Raw genomic sequence first — 20,774 nt, forward strand, 5'->3', positions numbered from 1 at the left:
CCCATCCCTGATGGACGGGGCGCTTGCAAGCGCAGTCTGATTTCCGCGCTTGCACCATGTGAGATCAGTAGGATGCAGAGGCGACCTGATCGCCACGGCCAATCTTCCCCGGGAACGTCGGCATGGATCGGGATTGACTGTACCCCCAAGACCTACACTGTCACTGCCCGAACTCAGAAAACACAAAACCCAACCGTATAAGCTGGACTAAGTGTCTGAATCCATTGATCGGGGGCGAGTGACTCGAACCGCCTACGGATTAAGAGTCCGCATTGCGGCGCCGTGCTGATGTGCCGACAACGTGTAGGGCAGTCGCAACAAATTCGTCACCCAGTCGCAAAACTGTGGCGCCAGTCGCACGTACTCTGGCGCCCTACGTTTGGCGTACTACACGACATCAGACTACGTCAAACGTCAATATTCCCCGCCCGCAACGCATTGCTCTCAATAAACGCCCGCCGCGGCTCAACATCATCCCCCATGAGGGTAGTAAAGATCCCATCCGCAGCAATCGCGTCTTCGATCTGCACACGCAGCAGACGCCGCACTGCCGGATCCATCGTCGTTTCCCACAGCTGCTCGGGGTTCATCTCCCCCAGCCCCTTATAGCGTTGTTTCGAGACGTTGCGTTCAGCATCCGCCAGCAGCCACTTCATCGCGCTCTTGAAGTCCGCCACGGCCATGCTGCGCTCACCGCGCTTGATGACTGCACCTTCCCCAATAAGCCCCTTGAACGTATTCGCCGTCGTCACGAGCTGCTGATAATCCGCCGTGTGCTGGAATTCCTGATCGATGACCGAAACCCGCACATTGCCGTGATGCGTCCGCTCGACATGCAGCGCTCGCTGTTCGCGAACCGCGTCATACGAAGGCACGACCCGCACTTCGTTCTTCAGCGCTTCATCATGCAAAGCAGCGTGCAGCGCCTTAGCCGAAGCCTCCGTTGATTCCTCATTGGAAAGATCGATCACCACGCCATCCATGACCGCTTCCAGCGCGGCCGGGTCATACAGCCGGCTCAACCGCTCGATCACGCTCTGCGACAGCAGATACGACCGCGCCAGCTCCCCAAGCGCATCACCCGAAATCGCCGCCGCATTCTCACCCGGCACCAGTTCCGACCCTTGCAGCGCCAACCGCAGCATATGCGCGTTGAGCTCCACGTCATCCTTCAGATACCGCTCGTCCTTGCCCGCCTTGATCTTGTAAAGCGGCGGCTGCGCGATATACACGTACCCGCGCTCGATCATGTCCGGCATCTGGCGATACAGGAACGTGAGCAGCAGCGTCCGGATGTGCGCACCGTCGACGTCCGCGTCGGTCATGATGATGATGCGGTGATAGCGGAGCTTCTCGAGGTTGTAGTCTTCCTTGCCGATGCCGCACCCAAGCGCGGTCACGAGCGTGACGATCTGCTCCGACGACAGCAGCTTGTCGTAGCGCGCCTTCTCGACGTTCAGCACCTTGCCGCGCAGCGGCAGGATCGCCTGGAACTTCCGATCACGCCCTTGCTTCGCCGACCCACCTGCCGAGTCACCCTCGACGATGTAGATTTCGCACTTCGCCGGGTCTTTCTCCTGGCAGTCCGCGAGCTTGCCCGGCAGGCCGACGCCGTCGAGCACGCCCTTGCGGCGCGTCATTTCACGCGCCTTCCGGGCCGCATCACGCGCCCGAGCAGCTTCGACGATCTTCCCGCAGATGATCTTCGCGTCGATCGGCGTTTCGAGCAGGAACTCTTCCAGCGCCTTCGCCACAACTTCCTCAACCGGCGCACGAACCTCGGAAGAAACCAGCTTGTCCTTCGTCTGCGAGCTGAACTTCGGCTCCGGCACCTTCACGGAAAGCACGCACGACAGCCCTTCGCGCATGTCGTCGCCGGTCGTCTCGACCTTCGCCTTCTTCGCGATTTCGTTGTCGGTGATGTACTTGTTGATGACGCGCGTCATCGCGGCCCGCAGGCCGGTCAGGTGCGTGCCGCCGTCGCGCTGCGGAATGTTGTTCGTGAAGCACAGCACGTTCTCGTTGTAGCTGTCGTTCCACTGCATCGCGACTTCGACGCCCACGCCGTCCTTCTCGCCGTTGGCGAAGAACACGGTCGGGTGCAGGTTGGTTTTCGTCTTGTTGATGTACTCGACGAAGCCCTTCACACCGCCGGCGAACGCGAAATCGTCTTCCTTGCCCGAACGCAGGTCGGTCAGACGAATCCGCACGCCGTTGTTCAGGAACGAAAGCTCGCGCATCCGCTTCGCGAGGATGTCGTAGTGATACTCGACCGTGCCGAAAATGGTCGGATCGGCCATGAAATGCACTTCGGTGCCGCGGTTCTCGGTGTCGCCGGTCACGAGCATCGGCGACACTTCCACGCCGTCCACCACTTCGAGCACGCGATCCTGCGCGACGCCGCGGTGGAATTCCATGAACCGCTTCTTGCCGTCACGGCGCACGGTGAGGCGCAGCCAGCTCGACAGCGCGTTCACGCACGACACGCCCACGCCGTGCAGGCCGCCCGACACCTTGTAGCTGTTCTGGTCGAACTTGCCGCCGGCGTGCAGCTCGGTCATCACGATCTCGGCGGCGCTGCGCTTCGGCTCGTGCTTGTCGTTCATCTTCACGTCGGTCGGAATCCCGCGGCCGTTGTCGGTCACGGAAATCGAGTTGTCGGCGTGAATCGTCACGTGGATGTCGTTGCAGTACCCGGCCAACGCTTCGTCGATCGAGTTGTCGAGCACCTCGAACACGAGGTGGTGCAGACCGGTGCCGTCCGACGTGTCGCCGATGTACATCCCGGGGCGCTTGCGCACCGCTTCCAGACCTTCGAGGATCTGGATCGACGAGGCGCCGTAGCTGCTGTTATCGGGTTGCGAATTGTGCTGTTCACTCATGGATATCTTCCGGTTCTGCGAGGCCACTCAAGCGGCGGCGCGGTGCGTTTCCTTGCGAAAACGCCGGGCCGCTCCAGTTTTCCTGGCCCGTCCTAGGCGCCGTCAGGGCACCAAAGGGACGGGTTGTCGGTTCGCCATAAAAACGCCAAAGGGGCTTGCCGCCCCCTGGTGTGTGTCTTGATGTCGTGCGCGTCAGATGCGCATCGGCATCACGACATACTTGAACTCGTCGTTCTCGGGCACGGTAATCAGCGCGCTCGAGCTGGCGTCGCCGAGGCTCACCTGCACGGTGTCGACCTTCAGGTTCGCGAGCACGTCGAGCAGATACGTGACGTTGAAGCCGATGTCGACGGTATCGCCCTGGTAGGCGATTTCGAGTTCTTCCTGCGCCTCTTCCTGATCGGCGTTGGTCGACATGATCTTCAACTGGCCCGGCGCGATGATGCAGCGCACGCCTTTGAACTTGTCCGAGGTCAGGATCGCCGCGCGCTGCAGCGAACGCTGCAGTTCTTCGCGGCCGATCTCGAACGTGTTCTTGTGCGCCTTCGGGATCACGCGCTGGAAGTCGGGGAACTTGCCCTCGACGAGTTTCGACACGAGCTCGACCTGGCCGAACGTGAACTTGGCCTGGGTTTGCGCGATGTCGATGGTGACGGTGTCGTCGATGTCTTCGAGCAGGCGCTGCAGCTCGAGAATCGTCTTGCGCGGCACGATGACTTCCTGGCGGCCGAACGTGCCGCCTTCGAGCTTCATCGACGAGAACGCGAGGCGGTGGCCGTCGGTGGCCACGGCCATCAGCTGGTCGCCGTCGACGACGAGCAGCATGCCGTTCAGGTAGTAGCGGATGTCCTGCTGCGCCATCGCGAAGTGCACCATGCCGAGCAACTGGCGGAACGACTTCTGCGGGACGGTGAGCGTGGCGCCGAAATCCTTCGCCTGCGCGACGGTCGGGAACTCGTCGGCCGCCAGCGTCTGGAGTGCGAAGCGGCTCTTGCCCGATTGAACGGTGAGGCGCTTGTCGGCGAGCGACAGCGTGACCTGGCCGTCAGGCATCGCGCGCAGGATGTCAAGCAGCTTGCGGGCCGCGACGGTGGTCGCGACCTGGTCGCCGCCGACGCCGAAATCGGCGCGCGTGGTGATCTGCAGCTCCAGGTCGGTCGACAGGAATGAAACGTCCGGGCCGTTCTTGGTGATCAGCAGGTTGGCGAGGATCGGCAACGTATGGCGGCGTTCGACGATGCCGCTGACCGTTTGCAGCGGCCTGAGGAGGGTGTCTCGTTCGGTCTTGACCAGTTGCATAGAGTTCCTTCGTTGAGTAACGGCCTGCAGCGCAGCAGCCTCGCAGCGCCCCGCCAGCCGGGCTCTTGGCCCGCCACCACCGGGGCGGTCAAACCAGTATTGTGCCTCAAAACCGAACCGCCCCCCTTAAATTGGGGCGGAGGCCGAATTATCAAGCGCGGTGCGCGCGCTCAACCCTTCAGCGTCTGTTCCAGCACGTGCAGCTCGTGGTTGAGCTGCGCGTCCTTGCTGCGTTCGTCGGCGATCTTGCGCACCGCGTGCAGCACGGTGGTGTGATCGCGCCCGCCGAACAGCTCGCCGATCTCCGGCAGGCTCTTCTGCGTGAGTTCCTTCGCCAGGTACATCGCAATCTGCCGCGGCCGCGCGATGTTCGCGGGGCGCTTCTTCGAGTACATATCCGCGACCTTGATGTTGTAGAAGTCGGCGACGGTCTTCTGGATGTTCTCGACCGAAATCTGCCGGTTCTGCACGGTCAGCAGGTCCTTCAGCGCTTCCTTGGTTAGCTCGATCGAGATCTCGCGGCCGTGGAACTTCGAATACGCGAGGATCTTGCGCAGCGCGCCTTCGAGTTCGCGCACGTTGGAGCGCAGGTGCTTCGCGACGAAGAACGCGACGTCCTCCGACAGGTTCACGCCTTCCGACTGCGCCTTGCGCATCAGGATCGCGACGCGCATCTCGAGCTCGGGCGGCTCGATCGCGACGGTGAGGCCCGAGTCGAAGCGCGAGATCAGGCGATCGTCGATGCCCGAGATTTCCTTCGGATACGTGTCGCTGGTGATGATCACCTGCGCCTTGTTCGCGACCAGCGCCTCGAACGCGTAGAAGAATTCCTCTTGCGTGCGCGACTTGCCGGAGAAGAACTGGATATCGTCGATCAGCAGCAGGTCGAGCGAATGGTAGTAGCGCTTGAAGTCGTCGAACGCCTTGCGCTGGTACGCCTTCACCACGTCCGACACGTATTGCTCGGCGTGGATGTAGCGGATTCGCGCGCCGGCCTTGTCGAGCAGCAGCTGGTTGCCGATCGCGTGGATCAGGTGGGTCTTGCCGAGGCCGACGCCGCCGTACAGGAACAGCGGGTTGTACGAGATGCCGGGGTTGTCCGCGACCTGGATCGCGGCGGCGCGCGCGAGCTGGTTCGCCTTACCGGTCACGAAGTTGTCGAACGTGAGCACGGGGTTCAGTTTCGAACGTTCGTACATCGAATCGGCTTCGCCGCCGTTCGCGGGCGCGGCGCCCGGGCCCGGACGCCACGTGCGACGGCCGGCCGCCGCTTCGTGCGCGGGCAGGCTCGGCAGATCGATGTCGGCGTCGTCGGCGTTCAGGTGATGCGCGGCGGCTGCCGACGGCGTCATCGGCACGTCGGCCGGCGCGCTGGGCGCAGCTGCGGCATTCGCGGCGAGGTTGGCGGCGATCGCGGCGACCGTCGCGGCCGGGCCGCTCGGGGCCAGCGGCGCGCGCGGGACAGCCGGCGCGGCGCCGGTCGCGGGCGCTGCGCTGCGCATGCCGGCCTTGGGATCGAGGACGAACTGGACTTCGATCGGCGTGTTCCAGAATTCACGGGCCAGATCGGAGATCCGGCCCGAAAACTGGCTCTTGACCCAGTCCAGCTTGAAGCGGTTCGGCGCGGCGATGGACAGCGTGTTCGCCGACGCATCGAAGGCCACCGGGGCCAAGGGTTTGATCCACGTCACGTACTGCTGGGGCGTCAGCTCGCGCTCCAGCAGTGCGGAACAGTGTTGCCAGAAATCGTTCATCAAGTAACTGTCGTTTTTTGCGTGCACAGCGCGGCTCGCCGGCGCCCTTGTCGCGGTTGCGCAACAAGGCCCGAAGCGGTCGTGCGAGCGTGCCTCGGACGCCTGCGTCACAGTCGTGGAGAGGCAGGCGCGAGCCGAAGCGGCGTGCGGGATTCTTGGAGATAAGGCGAGATTCTAACGCCAAAAGCGGCCACAGCGGGACTTATCCACAGGCTGTGATTGTGGGGTGCGGGGCCGGATCGCGCGGGGCGCGCACAGGCGATCGACTCCTAAAGTATTGACCGTCAACGGAAAAACGGTTTAAATAGCGGGTTCCGCGAAAACCAATCCTGTATTCCCGGCGATTGCGTTCGCCCGAATGCCTCCGGTAGGGCACGCGGTCCCCTGAATTTCGACATTCTCGAACAAGTGAGAACATCATGAAACGTACTTACCAACCGTCCGTGACGCGCCGCAAGCGCACCCATGGCTTCCGTGTCCGCATGAAGACGGCAGGTGGCCGCAAGGTCATCAACGCTCGCCGCGCGAAGGGCCGCAAGCGCCTCGCCATCTAAGGCAGGTTGCGCGCTGTGTCCGCCGTCCGCAGTCCTGCGGAAGGTACCGTCGAGCCGGGTGTGAATCCGTCGCAGACGAAAGCCGCCTTCCCGAAAGCTGCGCGACTTCTGAAAACGGATGAATTTTCATCCGTTTTTCGTTTGCGTCCCTGGCGGCGCTCCGCGCACTTCGTGATTTACGGCAAGCCGACCGGTCAGCCCGCGCGCCTGGGGCTCGTCGTCGGCAAGAAGTATGCGCCGCGTGCAGTAACACGTAACCTCGTGAAGCGGCTGGCGCGCGATCAGTTTCGCCTGCGCCGGGCCGAATTCGCCGGTTACGACCTGCTGCTGCGGCAGCACACGCGCTTCGACAAGAAAGTGCTGCCGAGCGCGGCTTCCGCCCCGCTCGCGGCGATGTGCGCGGCCGAGATCCGCGAACTGCTCGACAGGGCAGTCCGGGAAATCGCCCGCCGTGCGTCGAAGCCCGCGTCCGAGTGACGCATCCGTGCCCGGTGCGGCGTTCGCGCCTGCCCGGCCGGTTTTGACGCGGCGTCGTACGGCGCCGCCCAAGGTATGGAAACGGTATTGATCGCCTTGCTGCGCTTCTACAAGGTTGCCGTGAGCCCGATGCTCGGCAACCGTTGCCGTTTTTATCCTTCCTGTTCGGATTACGCGCGCGAGGCAATCCAGTATCATGGCGCCGCGCGCGGCACGTATCTCGCCGTCAGGCGCGTGTGCCGATGCCATCCGTTTTCCGCGGGCGGCATCGACCTCGTCCCGCCGCCCAACTCCGACACTCGCGCTAGCGGCGAAGCCGACGCGCGGTCCCATCGACTCTGAGACAACGCATGGATATCAAACGCACCGTCCTATGGGTGATCTTCTTCATGTCAGCTGTCATGCTGTACGACAACTGGCAGCGGTCCCATGGACGCCCGTCGATGTTCTTCCCGAGCGCCACGCAGACGGCCCCCGCGGCCGCTGCCGGCGGTGCATCGGGCACGGGCGCGACGACGACCGCAGGTGAAGTGCCTGCCGCCGCAGCCGGCGCCGCACCGTCGACCACTGCACCGGCCGCCCAGGCGCAGCTCGTGAAGTTCTCGACCGACGTCTATGACGGCGAAATCGACACGCGCGGCGGCACGCTTGCGAAGCTGACGCTGAAGAAGCAGGGCGACGGCAAGCAGCCCGACCTGTACATCACGCTGTTCGACCACACGGCCGGCCACACGTATCTCGCACGCACGGGCCTGCTCGGCGGCGATTTCCCGAACCACAACGACGTCTACACGCAGCTGAACCCCGGCTCGACGTCGCTGACGGGTGACCAGAACGCGCTGAAGCTGTCGTTCGAATCGCCGGTGAAGGGCGGCGTGAAGGTCGTGAAGACCTACACGTTCACGCGCGGCAGCTACGTGATCGGCGTCGACACCAAGATCGACAACGTCGGCACGGCACCGGTCACGCCGACGGTCTACATGGAACTCGTCCGCGACAACACGGCCGTCGAAACGCCGATGTTCTCGCATACGTTCCTCGGGCCGGCGGTCTATACGGACGCGAAGCACTTCCAGAAGATCAACTTCAGCGACCTCGACAAGAACAAGGCCGACTTCGTGAACTCCGCCGACAACGGCTGGGTTGCGATGGTGCAGCACTACTTCGCGTCGGCCTGGATTCCGAAGCAGGGCGTGAAGCGCGACATCTACGCTGAAAAGATCGATCCGACGCTGTACCGCGTCGGCGTGAAGCAGCCGGTCGCCGCGATTGCGCCGGGCCAGTCGGCCGACGTGCAGGCTAGCCTGTTCGCCGGTCCGGAAGAAGAGCGCATGCTCGAAGGCATCGCGCCGGGCCTGGAGCTCGTGAAGGACTACGGCTGGGTGACGATCATCGCGAAGCCGCTGTTCTGGCTGCTCGAGAAGATCCACGGCTATGTCGGCAACTGGGGCTGGGCGATCGTGCTGCTGACGGTGCTGATCAAGGCCGTGTTCTTCCCGCTGTCGGCTGCGAGCTACAAGTCGATGGCGCGCATGAAGGAAATCACGCCGCGCATGCAGGCGCTGCGCGAACGCTTCAAGAGCGATCCGCAGAAGATGAACGCCGCGTTGATGGAGCTGTACAAGACCGAGAAGGTCAATCCGTTCGGCGGCTGCCTGCCGGTCGTGATCCAGATCCCGGTGTTCATCTCGCTGTACTGGGTGCTGCTCGCGTCGGTCGAAATGCGCGGCGCGCCGTGGATTCTGTGGATTCACGACCTGTCGCAGCGCGATCCGTTCTTCATCCTGCCGGTGCTGATGGCCGTGTCGATGTTCGTGCAGACGAGCCTGAACCCGACGCCGCCGGACCCCGTCCAGGCGAAGATGATGAAGTTCATGCCGATCGCGTTCTCGGTGATGTTCTTCTTCTTCCCGGCCGGCCTCGTGCTGTACTACGTCGTGAACAACGTGCTGTCGATCGCGCAGCAGTACTACATCACGCGCAAGCTCGGCGGCGTCAAGAAGAAGCCTGCCTGACGCCCGTTGCACGCGCGGGCGGCCAGCCGCCCGCGATGCACGCAAAAAAAGCCGCATGGTTCACGACCATGCGGCTTTTTCATTTCCCGGCGGTTATTTCCAGGCTGCGACGGCGGCGCGTGCCGTTCCTGATCAGGCTTTCTTCGCTTCGAGCTTCAGATCGCCGTAGAACTGCTCGACCAGCTCCTGCACGAGGTAGCGTTGATGCGGGGACAGCGCCTCGATCTTCGACGCGAGTTCGATCGTCTCGGGCGTCGGCGGATAGCGCTCGTCACGCGGCAGCGGTTGCGGCGTCGGGTGTTCGATCACGCTCGGCGACGGCCCGTAATGCAGCCAGTGCACTTCGACGCGCAACCACTCGGCGAGCGTTTCGAGTTTGTCCGATGTCGGAATCGTGCGGCCCGTCAGCCATTTGTGCGCGGTTTGCGGCGAAACAGGGTGCGTTCCGCGGTGGCGCAGATTGAATCGGTTCGCCAGCTCGGTCGCACCGGTGACCTTCTCCGGGCTGCGCCGCAGGGCGAATTTCAGGCGTTCCGAGAACGCGGCTTTTTCTTCGGATGTCGGCATGGGGGAGATTGTGCAATTCCCTCGACGCGTTTCAGACAACCATATGCGCTAAACATATCTCGTTCGGACGAATCCCGACCTCGACCGGATTGGGGATGGGAATTTGGGGGCAAATCGTTGGGCCGCTCCGGCAGGCATACTCGTCCGAAGCGATGGCGGTGTTATCCCGATGGACTGATACTTGCCTTATCCCCGGCGGGATAAATTCGGGCGAGTCCGAATCCGGCGGGGCGGCCGGTGGCGTGTGAGCCGGCACGCTACAATGCCGGCGTTCCGATGCCCGAACTGTTGCGCGGGCGCACCATTTTCATCCTGATTTCCCGATTCCCATGCTCGCTACCGATTCCGATCCGATCGTCGCCATTGCCACTGCTGCCGGCCGAGGCGGCATCGGGGTCGTCCGCGTATCGTTCGGGCGCGGCGGCGAGGCGGCCGCGCTGCCGCTGATCGACGCGTTGTGCGGGCAGAAGCTCGCGCCGCGTCATGCGAGCTATGTGCCGTTCCTCGACGAGCATGGCGCCCCGCTCGACCGCGGGATCGCGCTGTATTTCCCGGCGCCGCATTCGTACACCGGCGAGCACGTGCTCGAGTTGCAGGGGCACGGCGGGCCGATCGTGATGCAGTTGCTGCTGCAGCGCTGCCTGGATGCGGGGCGCGGTTTCGGGCTGCGGCTCGCGGAACCGGGCGAGTTCACGCGGCGCGCGTTCCTGAACGACAAGCTCGACCTCGCGCAGGCCGAGGCCGTCGCCGACCTGATCGAGGCGAGCACGGAGGCGGCGGCGCGCTCGGCCGGGCGCTCGCTCGATGGTGCGTTCTCGCGGCAGATCCATGTGCTCGTCGACGACGTGATCACGCTGCGGATGCTGGTCGAGGCGACGCTCGATTTCCCGGAAGAGGAGATCGACTTCCTCGAAGCGGCCGACGCGCGCGGCAAGCTCGCGAAGATCCGTGCGCAGCTCGCGCACGTGCTCGGCGATGCGCGGCAGGGCGCGCTGCTGCGCGAAGGGCTGTCGGTCGTGCTCGCGGGGCAGCCGAACGTCGGCAAGTCGTCGCTGCTGAACGCGCTGGCCGGCGCGGAGCTGGCGATCGTCACGCCGATCGCCGGAACGACGCGCGACAAGGTCGCGCAGACGATCCAGGTCGAGGGGATTCCGCTGCACATCATCGATACGGCCGGGCTGCGCGAGACGGAGGATGAAGTCGAGCGGATCGGCATTGCGCGCACATGGAGCGAGATCGAGCGCGCGGACGTCGTGCTGCACCTGCTGGATTCGCGCACGGGAATGACGCCCGACGATGAAGTGATCGCGGCGCGGTTTCCGGGCGGCGTGCCGGTGGTGCGCGTGCTGAACAAGACGGACCTGACGGGCGTGCCGGCGTGCGTCGAGCATCCGGCGGCCGAGGGCGACCTGACGGAGGTGCATCTGTCGGCGAAGCGCGGCGACGGGATCGACATGCTGCGTGCGGAGCTGCTGCGGATTGCAGGGTGGCAGGCGGGGGCGGAAGGCGTGTACCTCGCGCGCGAACGACACCTGATCGCGTTGCGGGCCGCGCAGGAACACCTCGCGCAGGCGGCGGATCATGCGGAGCAGCGCGCTCAGTCGCTCGATCTGTTTGCGGAGGAGCTGCGGCTCGCGCAGGAGCAGCTGAATTCGATTACCGGGGAGTTCACTTCGGATGATCTGCTGGGGGTGATTTTCAGCAGGTTTTGTATCGGCAAATGACCGGTCCCCCACAGTTGCCAAACATCGCCAAGTAGATCGTTGTGCGACAAGGGTTTTAGGGCGAATCTTTCGCAAAGTTTGCCAACCTTCCCCCATTGACACCAAGGCTGCATTAGTACACATTTCAGTACACACGACACCCGTGTACTGAAAATCGTGTACTAACCATGCCCAGAATCGTCCAACCACTGACTGACACCCGGATCAAGGCCCTGCAGCCGAAGGTGTCCCGCTACTCCGTATCGGACGGTGGCGGCCTCGTGCTCGAGGTCATGCCGTCCGCGGCAAAGATCTGGCGGTTCCGGTATTCCCTCCATGGCAAGCAGCAGCCGACCGTGACGATCGGCGACTATCCGGCCGTGTCTCTCGCCATCGCTCGTGAGCGCGCGCGCCGGTACGCCGAGATCGTGGCTGGCGGCGTGTCACCGGTGGCGGACGCTCGCAAGGATCGTGGCACGATGAAGAGCCTCGACACGGTTCGGGAGTTCGGCGCGTACTGGATCGAGCAGCAGATGACCGACAAGTCGGAGGAGTATCGGCGCACCACGACGCGTGCGCTCGAGAAGGACGTCTATCCGGCTATCGGCGGCAAGCCAGTGTCCGAGGTGACGCCTGGCGACGTGCTGGCGATCTGCGATCGGGTGAAGCAGCGCGGCGCCCCGAAGATGGCGCTCTCGACGCGGAACGTGATCAAGCGGATGTACGAGTACGCGATCGCTCGCCAGCTCGTCACGACCAACCCGGCGCAGGCGATCGTCGCGCGCTTCGTCGCCACGCAGGAGAGTCGCGATCGTGTGCTGTCGCCGGATGAAATCGGGCATGTCCTTCGGGCGGTCTACGCGTCCAGCATTCGGCGGCCGCTGAAGCTCGCGATTCATCTTCTGGTGCTGACGATGGTCCGCAAGTCCGAGCTGATCGAGGCGCGTTGGGACGAGTTCGACCTCGACGCCGGAGTCTGGCGCATTCCCGCCGAGCGGATGAAGAAGGATCGCGAGCACTGGGTCTACCTTGCTCCGCAGGTCCAGTCGATGCTGCGTGAGCTGCACGAGAACCGCACCAGTCAGCAGTACGTGTTTCCGTCGTCGCGCGGCGCCGATCGTCCGATCGCGAAGAGCACGCTCAACCAGGCTGTTCGCGCGCTCGACATGGAGGTTCAGCACTTCGTGCTGCACGACTTCCGCCGTACCGCGTCGACGCACCTGCACGAAATGGGGCAGCCGTCCGACGCGATCGAGAAGGCGCTGGCACACTCGATCAAGGGCATCAAGGGCGTCTACAACCGGGCCGAGTACGCCGACGAGCGCCGCCGGATCCTGGCGCTGTGGGCAGACTTCGTCGACGCCCAGATTGACGAGGGGCGCAAGGTTGTCATCGGAAAGTTCGGCTCGTCAGCCGCGTGAGTACATATCGAGGACAGAACCGGACATGAAGAAGCACGTGATCACGATCGAGGACATGCCTGACGGTGGCGTGTCCGTGACGAGTTCGCCGGCCCTTGGAGAACTTGCTGAGCTGATCGACACGCCGGACCGGATGACGCGTGCAGATGTGTACGCGGCGCGAGCTCATGCGGCGTTGCTGCGTGAGGCCGAACATTGGGGGGAGCAACGTTGAAAGCGCTCACCACCATGCAAACAACGACATGGGCGAGGTTGGATTGACCGAACTGGAAATGCTAAATGTTGCCCGACGCGCGGTGCAGCTCTACGCAGAGATGCACCCGCGGCCCGCCCATGTCACACAGGCACAGGCGGCCGAAATGCTCTGCCTGACGCCGCGAACGGTGCATACGTTCGTGCGCACAGGAAAGCTGCGCCTCAACGGCTTGGGCCGCATCCCGATCTCGCAGATCGACGAACTGATCGCCACACGCAATGCATGAGTGACTCACGGCACCGCCTTGCCTGGGAAGGACACAAGCTATGAAAGTGCTCCGCATGAAAGACCTGATCGGGAAGGTTGGTCTCGGCCAGTCGACGATCTACCGAATGATGGCGGCCGGCACGTTCCCGAAGCCGTTCGAGCTCATGCCCAAGCGCAGCGGGTGGTTTGAAGACGTGATCGATGAGTGGCTCGCGGCGAGAGCAGGACGGCTTGCATCGGTGACCGCGCCGCCGCCGTCGCCCATCGCTGCCGCGCAGCAGCCATTGGCGGGGTCGGGTGCAGGCCATCGCGATGCAGCGGAGTGCGGACGCCTCGTTCCGCTCGATGAGCTTTCCATGGAGGCCGGCCGCTGGGAGGCTGTCGATCGGCGCCTGTGCTATCTCAGTCACATCGAGCAGACTGCACGTAAGCGCGGCGTGTCGGTGATGCGGGGCTCGCCTGTCGGTGATTGGCTTCATGCTGAGCGTCGCGTGTGCGCGGACCTCGATCCGACGAAAGAGCGGCTGCGCATACTGCTCGCGGTCGACGAGAGCCCCGACGACGGCGCCGCGGAACTGACGCCGACGCACTCACGAAAGATGGGCACTGGAATTCATCGCCACTGAAACCTCTTCGGCGACTATCGGAGCGCATGACCTCTGGTAGTTGATTGGGGGTGAGATAAAAGCAATCGCGTGAAGGGCGTCAATACAAAAAATTCAATGAAGCAAAGCCATTGGGCGAATTTGGGCGCAAAGAATCAAAACTAACCCAAAAATTCCAAAAATAAGCGGGCGGAGCGGTTGTGCAGTAGGCAATCTCGCGAATTCACGTTGAGCCGAGAATATCCCCAAGTTCAACAAAAGACCGCGAGGTTTCCCATATGGCTGAAGCTCACAAATCCGCGCATGTCGAAGGCGCGGCTCCAGTTAAGGCGATGGGTAACGGTTCGGAGCGCCCTTCGCTTCCGGTACCGGGGTTCTTACCTGATCCTGATGCATTCCCGACAACTGGCTACAGCCGATGGCGCGATCTGGTGCCGTTCGTGCGCTTCTCGCGCGAATGGGTACGTCTGCAGGAAGCTGCAGGCCGCTTTCCACGCGGCGTTCGCGCGTCAGCGAAACTCGTCGTGTGGCCCAATGCGGAGATCAAGCGCTGGCTGGCTGACCCGCTGAACTACCGGGCGGAGGGGCAATGATGGCCTCCATTCACGCTCACATCGAAGCGTCGACGACCCCTGGATTCGTCTTGCTGCGCACGAGCGCCGGCGCCGATCCCGAACTCAAGCCTGCGATGCTCGTTTCGCGCGTCGCCCTCCCCGGTGTTCTGCTGCTGTTGCTCGATGCTGCTGCGCACTTCGGCTCTAGCACGTCGGAGGCCGCGACATGCTGAACGTTGCCGGCAATTGCAAACCCCAAGGATCGGGCTATACTGCAACCGTGCTCGAGACAACGGGCACCGGGTTTGGCGACCCGATCATGATGGCGGACGACCGCCGCAGTGCGGTTTTTTTACGTCCGTACGCCTCTGCGCGCCTTTTCAATGGGTGGGCCTGGGTGGGGAGACCTTCGGGTCTGCCGGTGCCATCGTGCCGGTTCGCCAACCCCGTTCAGTGCCCGCCCACCCCGTTTGGCGACGGGACGCGGGCCTTCCTCAATCACGATGGAGGCCGCACCATGCTGCGCCGTATCCCCGCTCGTCCTGAGCAAACGCAATTCCAAGCCGAACTTGTGCGCGCTGCGCTCCGCGCTGCTGCGATGTCCGATCGTCCGAACGAGGCGATCGACATTCTGGCCGACGCGCTTCTTCGTCTTGCCGAAACCGCAGAGGTGAGCCATGGGTAAGCTCGAGTGGGTCGGCGACGACATCGGCTTGAATCCCGGCGAAGACATCACGGTGCAACTGCGCGATCCGCAGATGCCTGGCGGCGCGCGATACGTATCACTGGCCGAGGCGTTGGCGGTAGCGGACAGGCTCGACGATCGCGCCTACCAGCGTCTGGAACAGGCATTGCCCTTTTGTGCCGCGCACGGCTATCTGAGCGCGGGGGATCTTGCCGCGTGGCAGGCACATGCACGCCAGATATCGATGCTGCTAGTGCACGGGCGTCATGCCGGGTTTGACGGAGCCCGCCACACCGCATGAAGAACGGTTACGACGACATCGAGCGTGCCCGCTCAGCTTTGCGATCGCTCGATGCTACCTGCAGCCGTGAGGACTGGGTTCGCGCGGGCATGGCGGCGAAGGCGGCCGGGCTGTCTGAGGATGACTTCCTCGATTGGTCAGCGGGTGGTGCCAACTTCGGCGGCGAGCGTGACGTACGCAACGTGTGGCGCAGCATCAAGCCCGATGGTGGCATTAGCGCTGCGACGCTGTTCCACATGGCTGGCAGTATCGGCGGCGGCGACGCACGCCTGCGAGTTCGCGAAGAGCGGCCCGCGAGGCGTGTATCCGCCCAGACGCAGACTGCGCACGAGGCGGCGCGTAGTCTGCGGAGGCCGACGGCCGATCTCGATGCCTTGCTTGATAGCTTTCCGCAGGCACCTGGTGACCACACGTACATCATCGCGAAGCGCGGCAGCGTCGACGGGCTGCGCGTGGTGCCCGCCGACAGCGCGTTGACCATCCAGGGGCGCCCGGTCGCCGGTTGGCTGGCCGTACCTGTCCGCGCGCTCGACGGCGAGCTGCGGACGATCCAGTTCATCCCGCCGCCGGGCATCGGTAAGAAGCTCAACATGCCGGGCGCGCAGTTCAGCGATGGTTTCTTCGTGGTCGGCGAGCTCGTCGCCGACGGCACTGTGTACGTGTGCGAAGGCATCGGCCAAGCATGGGCGTGCGCGCGAGCCGACTACACCGCTGCCGCGGCTGTGACATTCGGCGCTGGCCGCTGCCGGACAGTCGCGATGCTGTTGCGTGAGCGCTACCCGGCGGCGCGCATCGTGATCGTGCCGGACCGCGGCAAAGAACCGGAGGCCGAGTCTATCGCGCGGGACGTCGTCGGCACATGGGCGGAGCTGCCCGCCGACAGGCCGGCGAACTACGACGCGAACGACTACGAGGCCGAGCACGGTACCGACGCGCTGGCGGATCTACTGCGCGCCGCCCGCGCGCCCGAGGTGCGACTCAGTCTGGAAGTCGCGTTTGCCGACGAACTGCCGGACGCCGTTGCCGCGCCGGACGAACTGGTGCAAGGGCTCCTGACCGCCGGTGGCGGCAGCGTGCTGTACGGCGATTCGAACAGCGGCAAGACGTTCTTCGTGATCGACATGGCGGCGGCGATCGCGCGAGGTGTGCCGTGGATGGGCAGGCAGACCGAGCCGGGACTCGTCGTGTATCTCGCCGCGGAGTCACCGACCTCGGTGCTGGTGCGGCTGCAGGCATACCAGCGGTATCACGGCGCACGGGTGCCCAACTTCGCGATCACGCGCAACCCGATCAACCTTTTCGATGGCGACGCCGACGCGGAGGCGATCATCGACACGGTGCGCCAGCTCGAGGCGCAGCGCGAGCAGAAGGTGCAACTCGTCGTAGGCGACACGCTGGCGCGCCTGAGCGCCGGCGCGAACGAGAACGCCGGCCAAGACATGGGGCGCGTGATCGAGCGTTTCGATCGAATTCGCACCGAGTGCGATGCGCATTTCCTCCTGATCCACCACGCGGGAAAGGCCGTTGCCGCCGGCGCGCGCGGTTGGAGCGGCATCCGTGCGGCGATCGACACCGAGATCGAGGTATCCGACTCGCCCAGCGGCCGGTGTGCCGAAATCACGAAGCAGCGCGACCTGGCCAGCAAGGGCGAGCGCATCGGCTTCCGGCTCGACGTCGTGCAACTCGGGTTGTCGAAGTGGGGCACGCCGGTCACTTCGTGTGTGGTGCTGCCGGAAGACGCTCCGGATAGGCCCGTGACGACACGGAAGCTGGGTCCGGTCGAAGGTGCTGTTCTTGAGTTCCTCAGGGCACGCCGGGTGGGCGCAAAGAAGGCAGAGGTCGCCAAGCACTTCGATGGGCAGTACCCGCGGACGTCGGTGTATCGCGCCTGCACCGCGCTCGCGGAAGCGGTCCTGATTCACGAAACGGCTGGTGTCGTCGCCTTTGCAGGGGACGTGCAATGAGCCCGCCGATTTTGTCTCGCGAAGTGGAAAAACGGCCGGTTTCGCAGTTGTCTCGTCTGAGGCGCGAGACACGCGAGACAAATGAGCGCATCAAGCTCGACGTAATTCCACTGGATGCCCGTCAGCATTGGATTGCAGCGATATGCGAGGTTGTCTCGTATGCCTGCGAGACAGACGAGACAAGACCCACTGCAGTTTTGTCTCGTTGTCTCTCTCTCCCTTTAGGGGAGAGACACGCGAGACAAGACAGGGCGTGCGGCGGTTTTCGGGAATATCAAAACGGAGGTGGAACGTGATTGACGGCCTGGTGAGCGGAAAGCTGTTCGGCACGGCGACGAGTCGGCAGGGGCGAGGTGGTGGGACGTTCGTGACGTGCAAGGTGCGTGCCGCGGTGGACGGCGGCGAGTCGCTGTTCGTGAATGTGATCGCGTTCAGCACGACGGCGGGTGATGCACTGCTGGCACTCGCGGATGGTGATTCCGTGGCGCTGGCCGGCACGCTGACGCCGAAGGTGTGGACGGACAAGCACGGCGATGCGAAGCCGGCGCTCGACATGGTGGCGCATGCGGTGCTGACGGCCTACCACGTGAAGCGGAAACGCGCCGCCGTACGCGGCGACGGAGCTGACGGTGAGGAAACTGGCGGCCGGCCGGCGGTGGGCGGGGCAGATCAGGCGCGTCAGATGTACGGCGGCGCGTCGACGGACGACATGAACGACGACTTGTGACCGGTATTAACGGTGGGAGAAACGGATATGGCAACGACAGCAGAGCGCCTGAAAGGGCATAGCAAGCGGATGCGGAGCGCGGGTTTCGTGCAGATCACGGCATGGGCATGCCCCGAGCTGGTTGCGCTGCTGAACAACGCGAAGCGGCCGGGCGAGTGTCGCGGCAGGACGCTGGAGCGGCTGATCTTGGGCGAGGCACGTGAGCGGCCGGCATTCTGGAGCGAGGCGGAGCGGGCTGAGATGACGGCCGGCAGCGGGCGGAAGGGCCGGATGCGAACGCGTCGCCGGCTCGCCGGATTGATGGAGCGGGCTGCAGCGGTTGGCGCGTCATCGACTGAATCTGTCGGCGAAAGTCTACAGGTGGGCGCGCATGAGTCTAGAAACGACGCCACCGAAGATTGTGCTCCGACGCGGCGGGATATCCGGTATGGAGGCAAGCAAAAATGAGCTTCACGAAAAAGAGGATCGACGTGACGATCACCCTTGGCGAGGGCGAGTTCGGCGACGACGGCTCGAACACGGTGACGCTGACCGGGCTGCGAGTGCAGGCCCTGATCGCCGTACTAGGCGGCGAAGCGATGGCGGAGGCGCAAGTCAGGGTGTCCGGTTTGCCGCTATCGATGATCAATCGGCTCACGACCATTGGGCCGATCAACACCGCATTTCGCAATAACAAGCTCCAACTGGCCGCCGGCGACGACGAGAACGGCATGCACGTCGTCTACTCGGGCACGATCGGGGAGGCACATGGCGATTTTCAGGGTATGCCCGATGTGGCCTTGAACATCCTCGGGTGGGCCGGGTTGTACGACTCAGTAAAGCCAGTCGGCGCGCTCAGCTATGTGGGAAGTGTCGACGCCGCGACGATCATGCAGGAGCTGGCCGATACGATGGGCCTCGCGTTCGAGAACAACGGCGTGCAGGTGCAACTGTCGAATCCGTACTTCCCAGGCACGGCGCTCGCACAGGTGCGAGCGTGCGCACGTGCGGCAGACATCAACTACCTGATTGACCGCGACACGCTCGCGATCTGGCCGCTCGCCGGCGCGCGCGCGACCGCCGGCGAGCTTCCGCTGATCTCGCCGCGGACTGGCATGCGCGGCTACCCGATGTTCTCGAGCAAGGGGATTTCTCTCGTCACTGAATTTAATCCAGACATCAAGTGCGGCAGTCAAGTGAAGGTCGAAAGTTCACTGGATGCAGCGAACGGAATCTGGAATGTCTTCGAGCTGTCGCATGCGCTCGAAAGTGAAACCCCGGACGGTCAGTGGTTCACGCAGCTATCTGCGTTCCCGCACAACGGCTATTGATGCATTCGGCGATTTATAGTGGCCGATACTATTCGACATTGATAGCCGTCGACGTATGAAATATGCAATGTCGAATTGCCCAATTGGGCCGATAGCGGCTACTCATGCGCTGACGTCAGATTTATCCCGCCAGCTTCATCTACCGATTTTCCGTTATTCTGATCGAGTCATTCATGAAAAAACCTCTTTCTCTCATTTCGAAAACATTCATTTCACTCGCGCTGCTCGGGACGCTCGTGGCACACGCGCAGACCCCGCAGTTCATCCCTGGCCAACTGCTGACCGCCGCCCAGTTGAATCAGGCGTTCTTGAATGTCCTCCATCTGTCCGGAGGAACGCTCACCGGGCCGCTGACGGCGCCGTCGATCACGAGTTCGAACATCGCCATGAACGGCGGCGCGATCAATGGCACGCCCATCGGTGCCAGCTCACCCAGCACGGGCGCATTCACGACGCTGACGACGTCGAGCTCGGCCGCGCTAAACAGTGCGAACGTGTCGGGTGTGCTGAACGCGGGATCGCTTGGCGTGTCGGGCGCGTCGACACTCGGGGCCGCTACCGCTTCTTCGATCACATCGCAATCAATCTCGATTCCGACGAGTAGTGGTGCGAATCCGATTACGCTGGTTAATAACAACAACAATCAGATCGCATGGCCATCCGGATCCTCGATCCAATTGAATGGATCTGGATCGATCCAGTTTGGCGGAAACGTCAATGGCGCGTTGTTGTCGAATGACGGAGCGCCGAACGATATCGCGATGGTTGGCCCTGCAAATGTGGCCGGCTTCGATACCAACTTCGTTTTATATCCCTCCCCGCAAGCAGGTGCTTTTTTGGTGGTAAATCGAGTCGGCGGCCCGAATCAAGAGCAGTTTATTTTCGGTGCTCCGAATCCGGCAACCAATACGAAGTACCTGTTTTCACAAGTGATCGATGGGAGCGGCCAGTATCGGCCGGTGCAGTTCAACGGCGGCGCGACCGATGCAATGACGCTTACGACTAGTGGGAACGTTCAGTTCGACAACCATGTTTCTGCAGCATCGTCGGCACTCGGGAACGTCACGATGTCAGGTTGCGGGACGGGTGCGTCCGCTGCATTCGCAAACGACGTGCGCGGCACCCTGGTGATGGGGACGGGCGGCGTGACCTCTTGCGCTGCGACGTTCAACCATGCCTACGCGTCGACGCCGAGCTGCGTGATCACAGGGCTAGGAACTGGCAGTGCGGTGCTCTCCCTGTCGGCTCTGTCGACGACGGGTTTCACAGTCGCATCGTCTGCCGACATCAGCGGGAAGTACGTGACGTTCATGTGCATGCAGTGACCGACATGGTCCTCGCTGGGCCAACAACCTTGCCCGCGAAGCGTCGATGACGTTCGCGGGCTTCGCGCGCTGCCGCTTCCTCGCGCCCGCGCTGTTCCTGCTCGGCGCGCGGCCCGCGCTTCCGCTTCCTGCCGCTGCTGCTCGGCCAGCGCGGCGCGCTCGCGCTCC

The 20,774-nt window shown here is 63.5% G+C and carries 22 protein-coding genes; 18 read left to right on the top strand and 4 right to left on the bottom strand.

Translation table 11 applies throughout. The annotated features are described in order from the left end of the window. Positions 1-407 precede the first annotated feature (407 nt). The 3 genes from gyrB to dnaA form a co-directional block, all read right to left on the bottom strand. Positions 408-2,882 carry a DNA topoisomerase (ATP-hydrolyzing) subunit B gene (gyrB, locus tag U5798_RS19205; RefSeq protein ID WP_322082881.1) on the bottom strand — a complete coding sequence of 825 codons (2,475 nt, stop codon included), beginning with the start codon at positions 2,880-2,882 and terminating at the stop codon, positions 408-410. Positions 2,883-3,074: 192 nt separating this feature from the next. Next, the gene (dnaN, locus tag U5798_RS19210) at positions 3,075-4,181 is read right to left on the bottom strand and encodes a DNA polymerase III subunit beta (protein ID WP_006756934.1); all 1,107 of its coding nucleotides are present in this window, start codon (positions 4,179-4,181) and stop codon (positions 3,075-3,077) included. Between the two features lie 170 nt (positions 4,182-4,351). Then, entirely contained in the window at positions 4,352-5,935 is a 1,584-nt protein-coding gene (gene dnaA, locus U5798_RS19215) for a chromosomal replication initiator protein DnaA (RefSeq protein WP_322082882.1), read from the bottom strand. Between the two features lie 419 nt (positions 5,936-6,354). On the opposite strand from dnaA, the gene rpmH reads away from it, so the two are divergent. From rpmH to yidC, 4 genes are all read left to right on the top strand, one after another. After that, a complete protein-coding gene (gene rpmH / locus U5798_RS19220) occupies positions 6,355-6,489 on the top strand; it encodes a 50S ribosomal protein L34 (protein WP_004198824.1) in 135 nt (44 codons plus the stop codon). A gap of 15 nt (positions 6,490-6,504) precedes the next feature. Next, complete coding sequence (gene rnpA, locus U5798_RS19225) at positions 6,505-6,966, top strand: ribonuclease P protein component (RefSeq protein WP_322082883.1); 462 nt, start codon at positions 6,505-6,507, stop codon at positions 6,964-6,966. Between the two features lie 75 nt (positions 6,967-7,041). After that, entirely contained in the window at positions 7,042-7,308 is a 267-nt protein-coding gene (gene yidD / locus U5798_RS19230) for a membrane protein insertion efficiency factor YidD (RefSeq protein ID WP_059232865.1), read from the top strand. An 8-nt stretch (positions 7,309-7,316) separates the two neighbouring features. Further along, positions 7,317-8,981, top strand: coding sequence for a membrane protein insertase YidC (gene yidC, locus U5798_RS19235; protein ID WP_124456943.1), 1,665 nt, complete (start codon positions 7,317-7,319; stop codon positions 8,979-8,981). Between the two features lie 132 nt (positions 8,982-9,113). On the opposite strand, the gene U5798_RS19240 is transcribed toward yidC, so the two are convergent. Then, a complete protein-coding gene (locus tag U5798_RS19240) occupies positions 9,114-9,548 on the bottom strand; it encodes a transcriptional regulator (protein WP_034190192.1) in 435 nt (144 codons plus the stop codon). Positions 9,549-9,877: 329 nt separating this feature from the next. On the opposite strand from U5798_RS19240, the gene mnmE reads away from it, so the two are divergent. The 14 genes from mnmE to U5798_RS19310 all read left to right on the top strand — a co-directional run bounded on the left by mnmE (position 9,878) and on the right by U5798_RS19310 (position 20,606). Beyond that, positions 9,878-11,272, top strand: a complete 1,395-nt coding sequence (gene mnmE, locus U5798_RS19245) for a tRNA uridine-5-carboxymethylaminomethyl(34) synthesis GTPase MnmE (RefSeq protein WP_124456942.1) — start codon at positions 9,878-9,880, stop codon at positions 11,270-11,272. 167 nt (positions 11,273-11,439) lie between these two features. Continuing rightward, the gene (locus tag U5798_RS19250) at positions 11,440-12,672 is read left to right on the top strand and encodes a tyrosine-type recombinase/integrase (RefSeq protein WP_322082884.1); all 1,233 of its coding nucleotides are present in this window, start codon (positions 11,440-11,442) and stop codon (positions 12,670-12,672) included. 25 nt (positions 12,673-12,697) lie between these two features. After that, positions 12,698-12,886 (top strand): hypothetical protein, encoded by a 189-nt coding sequence (locus U5798_RS19255; RefSeq protein WP_322082885.1) that lies wholly within the window; start codon positions 12,698-12,700, stop codon positions 12,884-12,886. Between the two features lie 43 nt (positions 12,887-12,929). After that, positions 12,930-13,154 (top strand): DNA-binding protein, encoded by a 225-nt coding sequence (locus U5798_RS19260; protein ID WP_322082886.1) that lies wholly within the window; start codon positions 12,930-12,932, stop codon positions 13,152-13,154. Between the two features lie 40 nt (positions 13,155-13,194). Further along, on the top strand, positions 13,195-13,761 hold the full coding sequence (locus tag U5798_RS19265; protein WP_322082887.1) for an AlpA family phage regulatory protein: 567 nt from the start codon (positions 13,195-13,197) through the stop codon (positions 13,759-13,761). Positions 13,762-14,018: 257 nt separating this feature from the next. After that, complete coding sequence (locus U5798_RS19270; RefSeq protein ID WP_322082888.1) at positions 14,019-14,333, top strand: helix-turn-helix transcriptional regulator; 315 nt, start codon at positions 14,019-14,021, stop codon at positions 14,331-14,333. Next, positions 14,330-14,527, top strand: coding sequence for a hypothetical protein (locus U5798_RS19275; RefSeq protein ID WP_322082889.1), 198 nt, complete (start codon positions 14,330-14,332; stop codon positions 14,525-14,527). The genes U5798_RS19270 and U5798_RS19275 overlap by 4 nt, the downstream gene beginning before the upstream one ends. After that, positions 14,521-14,979 carry a hypothetical protein gene (locus U5798_RS19280; RefSeq protein WP_322082890.1) on the top strand — a complete coding sequence of 153 codons (459 nt, stop codon included), beginning with the start codon at positions 14,521-14,523 and terminating at the stop codon, positions 14,977-14,979. Before U5798_RS19275 ends, U5798_RS19280 begins: the two co-directional genes overlap by 7 nt. Then, a complete protein-coding gene (locus U5798_RS19285) occupies positions 14,972-15,280 on the top strand; it encodes a hypothetical protein (protein WP_322082891.1) in 309 nt (102 codons plus the stop codon). The genes U5798_RS19280 and U5798_RS19285 overlap by 8 nt, the downstream gene beginning before the upstream one ends. After that, positions 15,277-17,244: an AAA family ATPase gene (locus U5798_RS19290; protein ID WP_322082892.1), complete on the top strand. Its 1,968-nt coding sequence runs from the start codon at positions 15,277-15,279 to the stop codon at positions 17,242-17,244. Before U5798_RS19285 ends, U5798_RS19290 begins: the two co-directional genes overlap by 4 nt. A 292-nt stretch (positions 17,245-17,536) precedes the next feature. After that, positions 17,537-17,971: a single-stranded DNA-binding protein gene (locus U5798_RS19295; protein ID WP_322082893.1), complete on the top strand. Its 435-nt coding sequence runs from the start codon at positions 17,537-17,539 to the stop codon at positions 17,969-17,971. 27 nt (positions 17,972-17,998) lie between these two features. Continuing rightward, a complete protein-coding gene (locus tag U5798_RS19300; protein WP_322082894.1) occupies positions 17,999-18,418 on the top strand; it encodes a hypothetical protein in 420 nt (139 codons plus the stop codon). After that, positions 18,415-19,281, top strand: a complete 867-nt coding sequence (locus U5798_RS19305; protein WP_322082895.1) for a baseplate hub protein — start codon at positions 18,415-18,417, stop codon at positions 19,279-19,281. The genes U5798_RS19300 and U5798_RS19305 overlap by 4 nt, the downstream gene beginning before the upstream one ends. Positions 19,282-19,454: 173 nt before the next feature. Then, positions 19,455-20,606 carry a hypothetical protein gene (locus tag U5798_RS19310; RefSeq protein WP_322082896.1) on the top strand — a complete coding sequence of 384 codons (1,152 nt, stop codon included), beginning with the start codon at positions 19,455-19,457 and terminating at the stop codon, positions 20,604-20,606. Positions 20,607-20,774 lie beyond the last annotated feature (168 nt).

Source organism: Burkholderia sp. BCC1972, from assembly GCF_905339605.1.
In the GTDB taxonomy this organism is placed as follows: domain Bacteria; phylum Pseudomonadota; class Gammaproteobacteria; order Burkholderiales; family Burkholderiaceae; genus Burkholderia.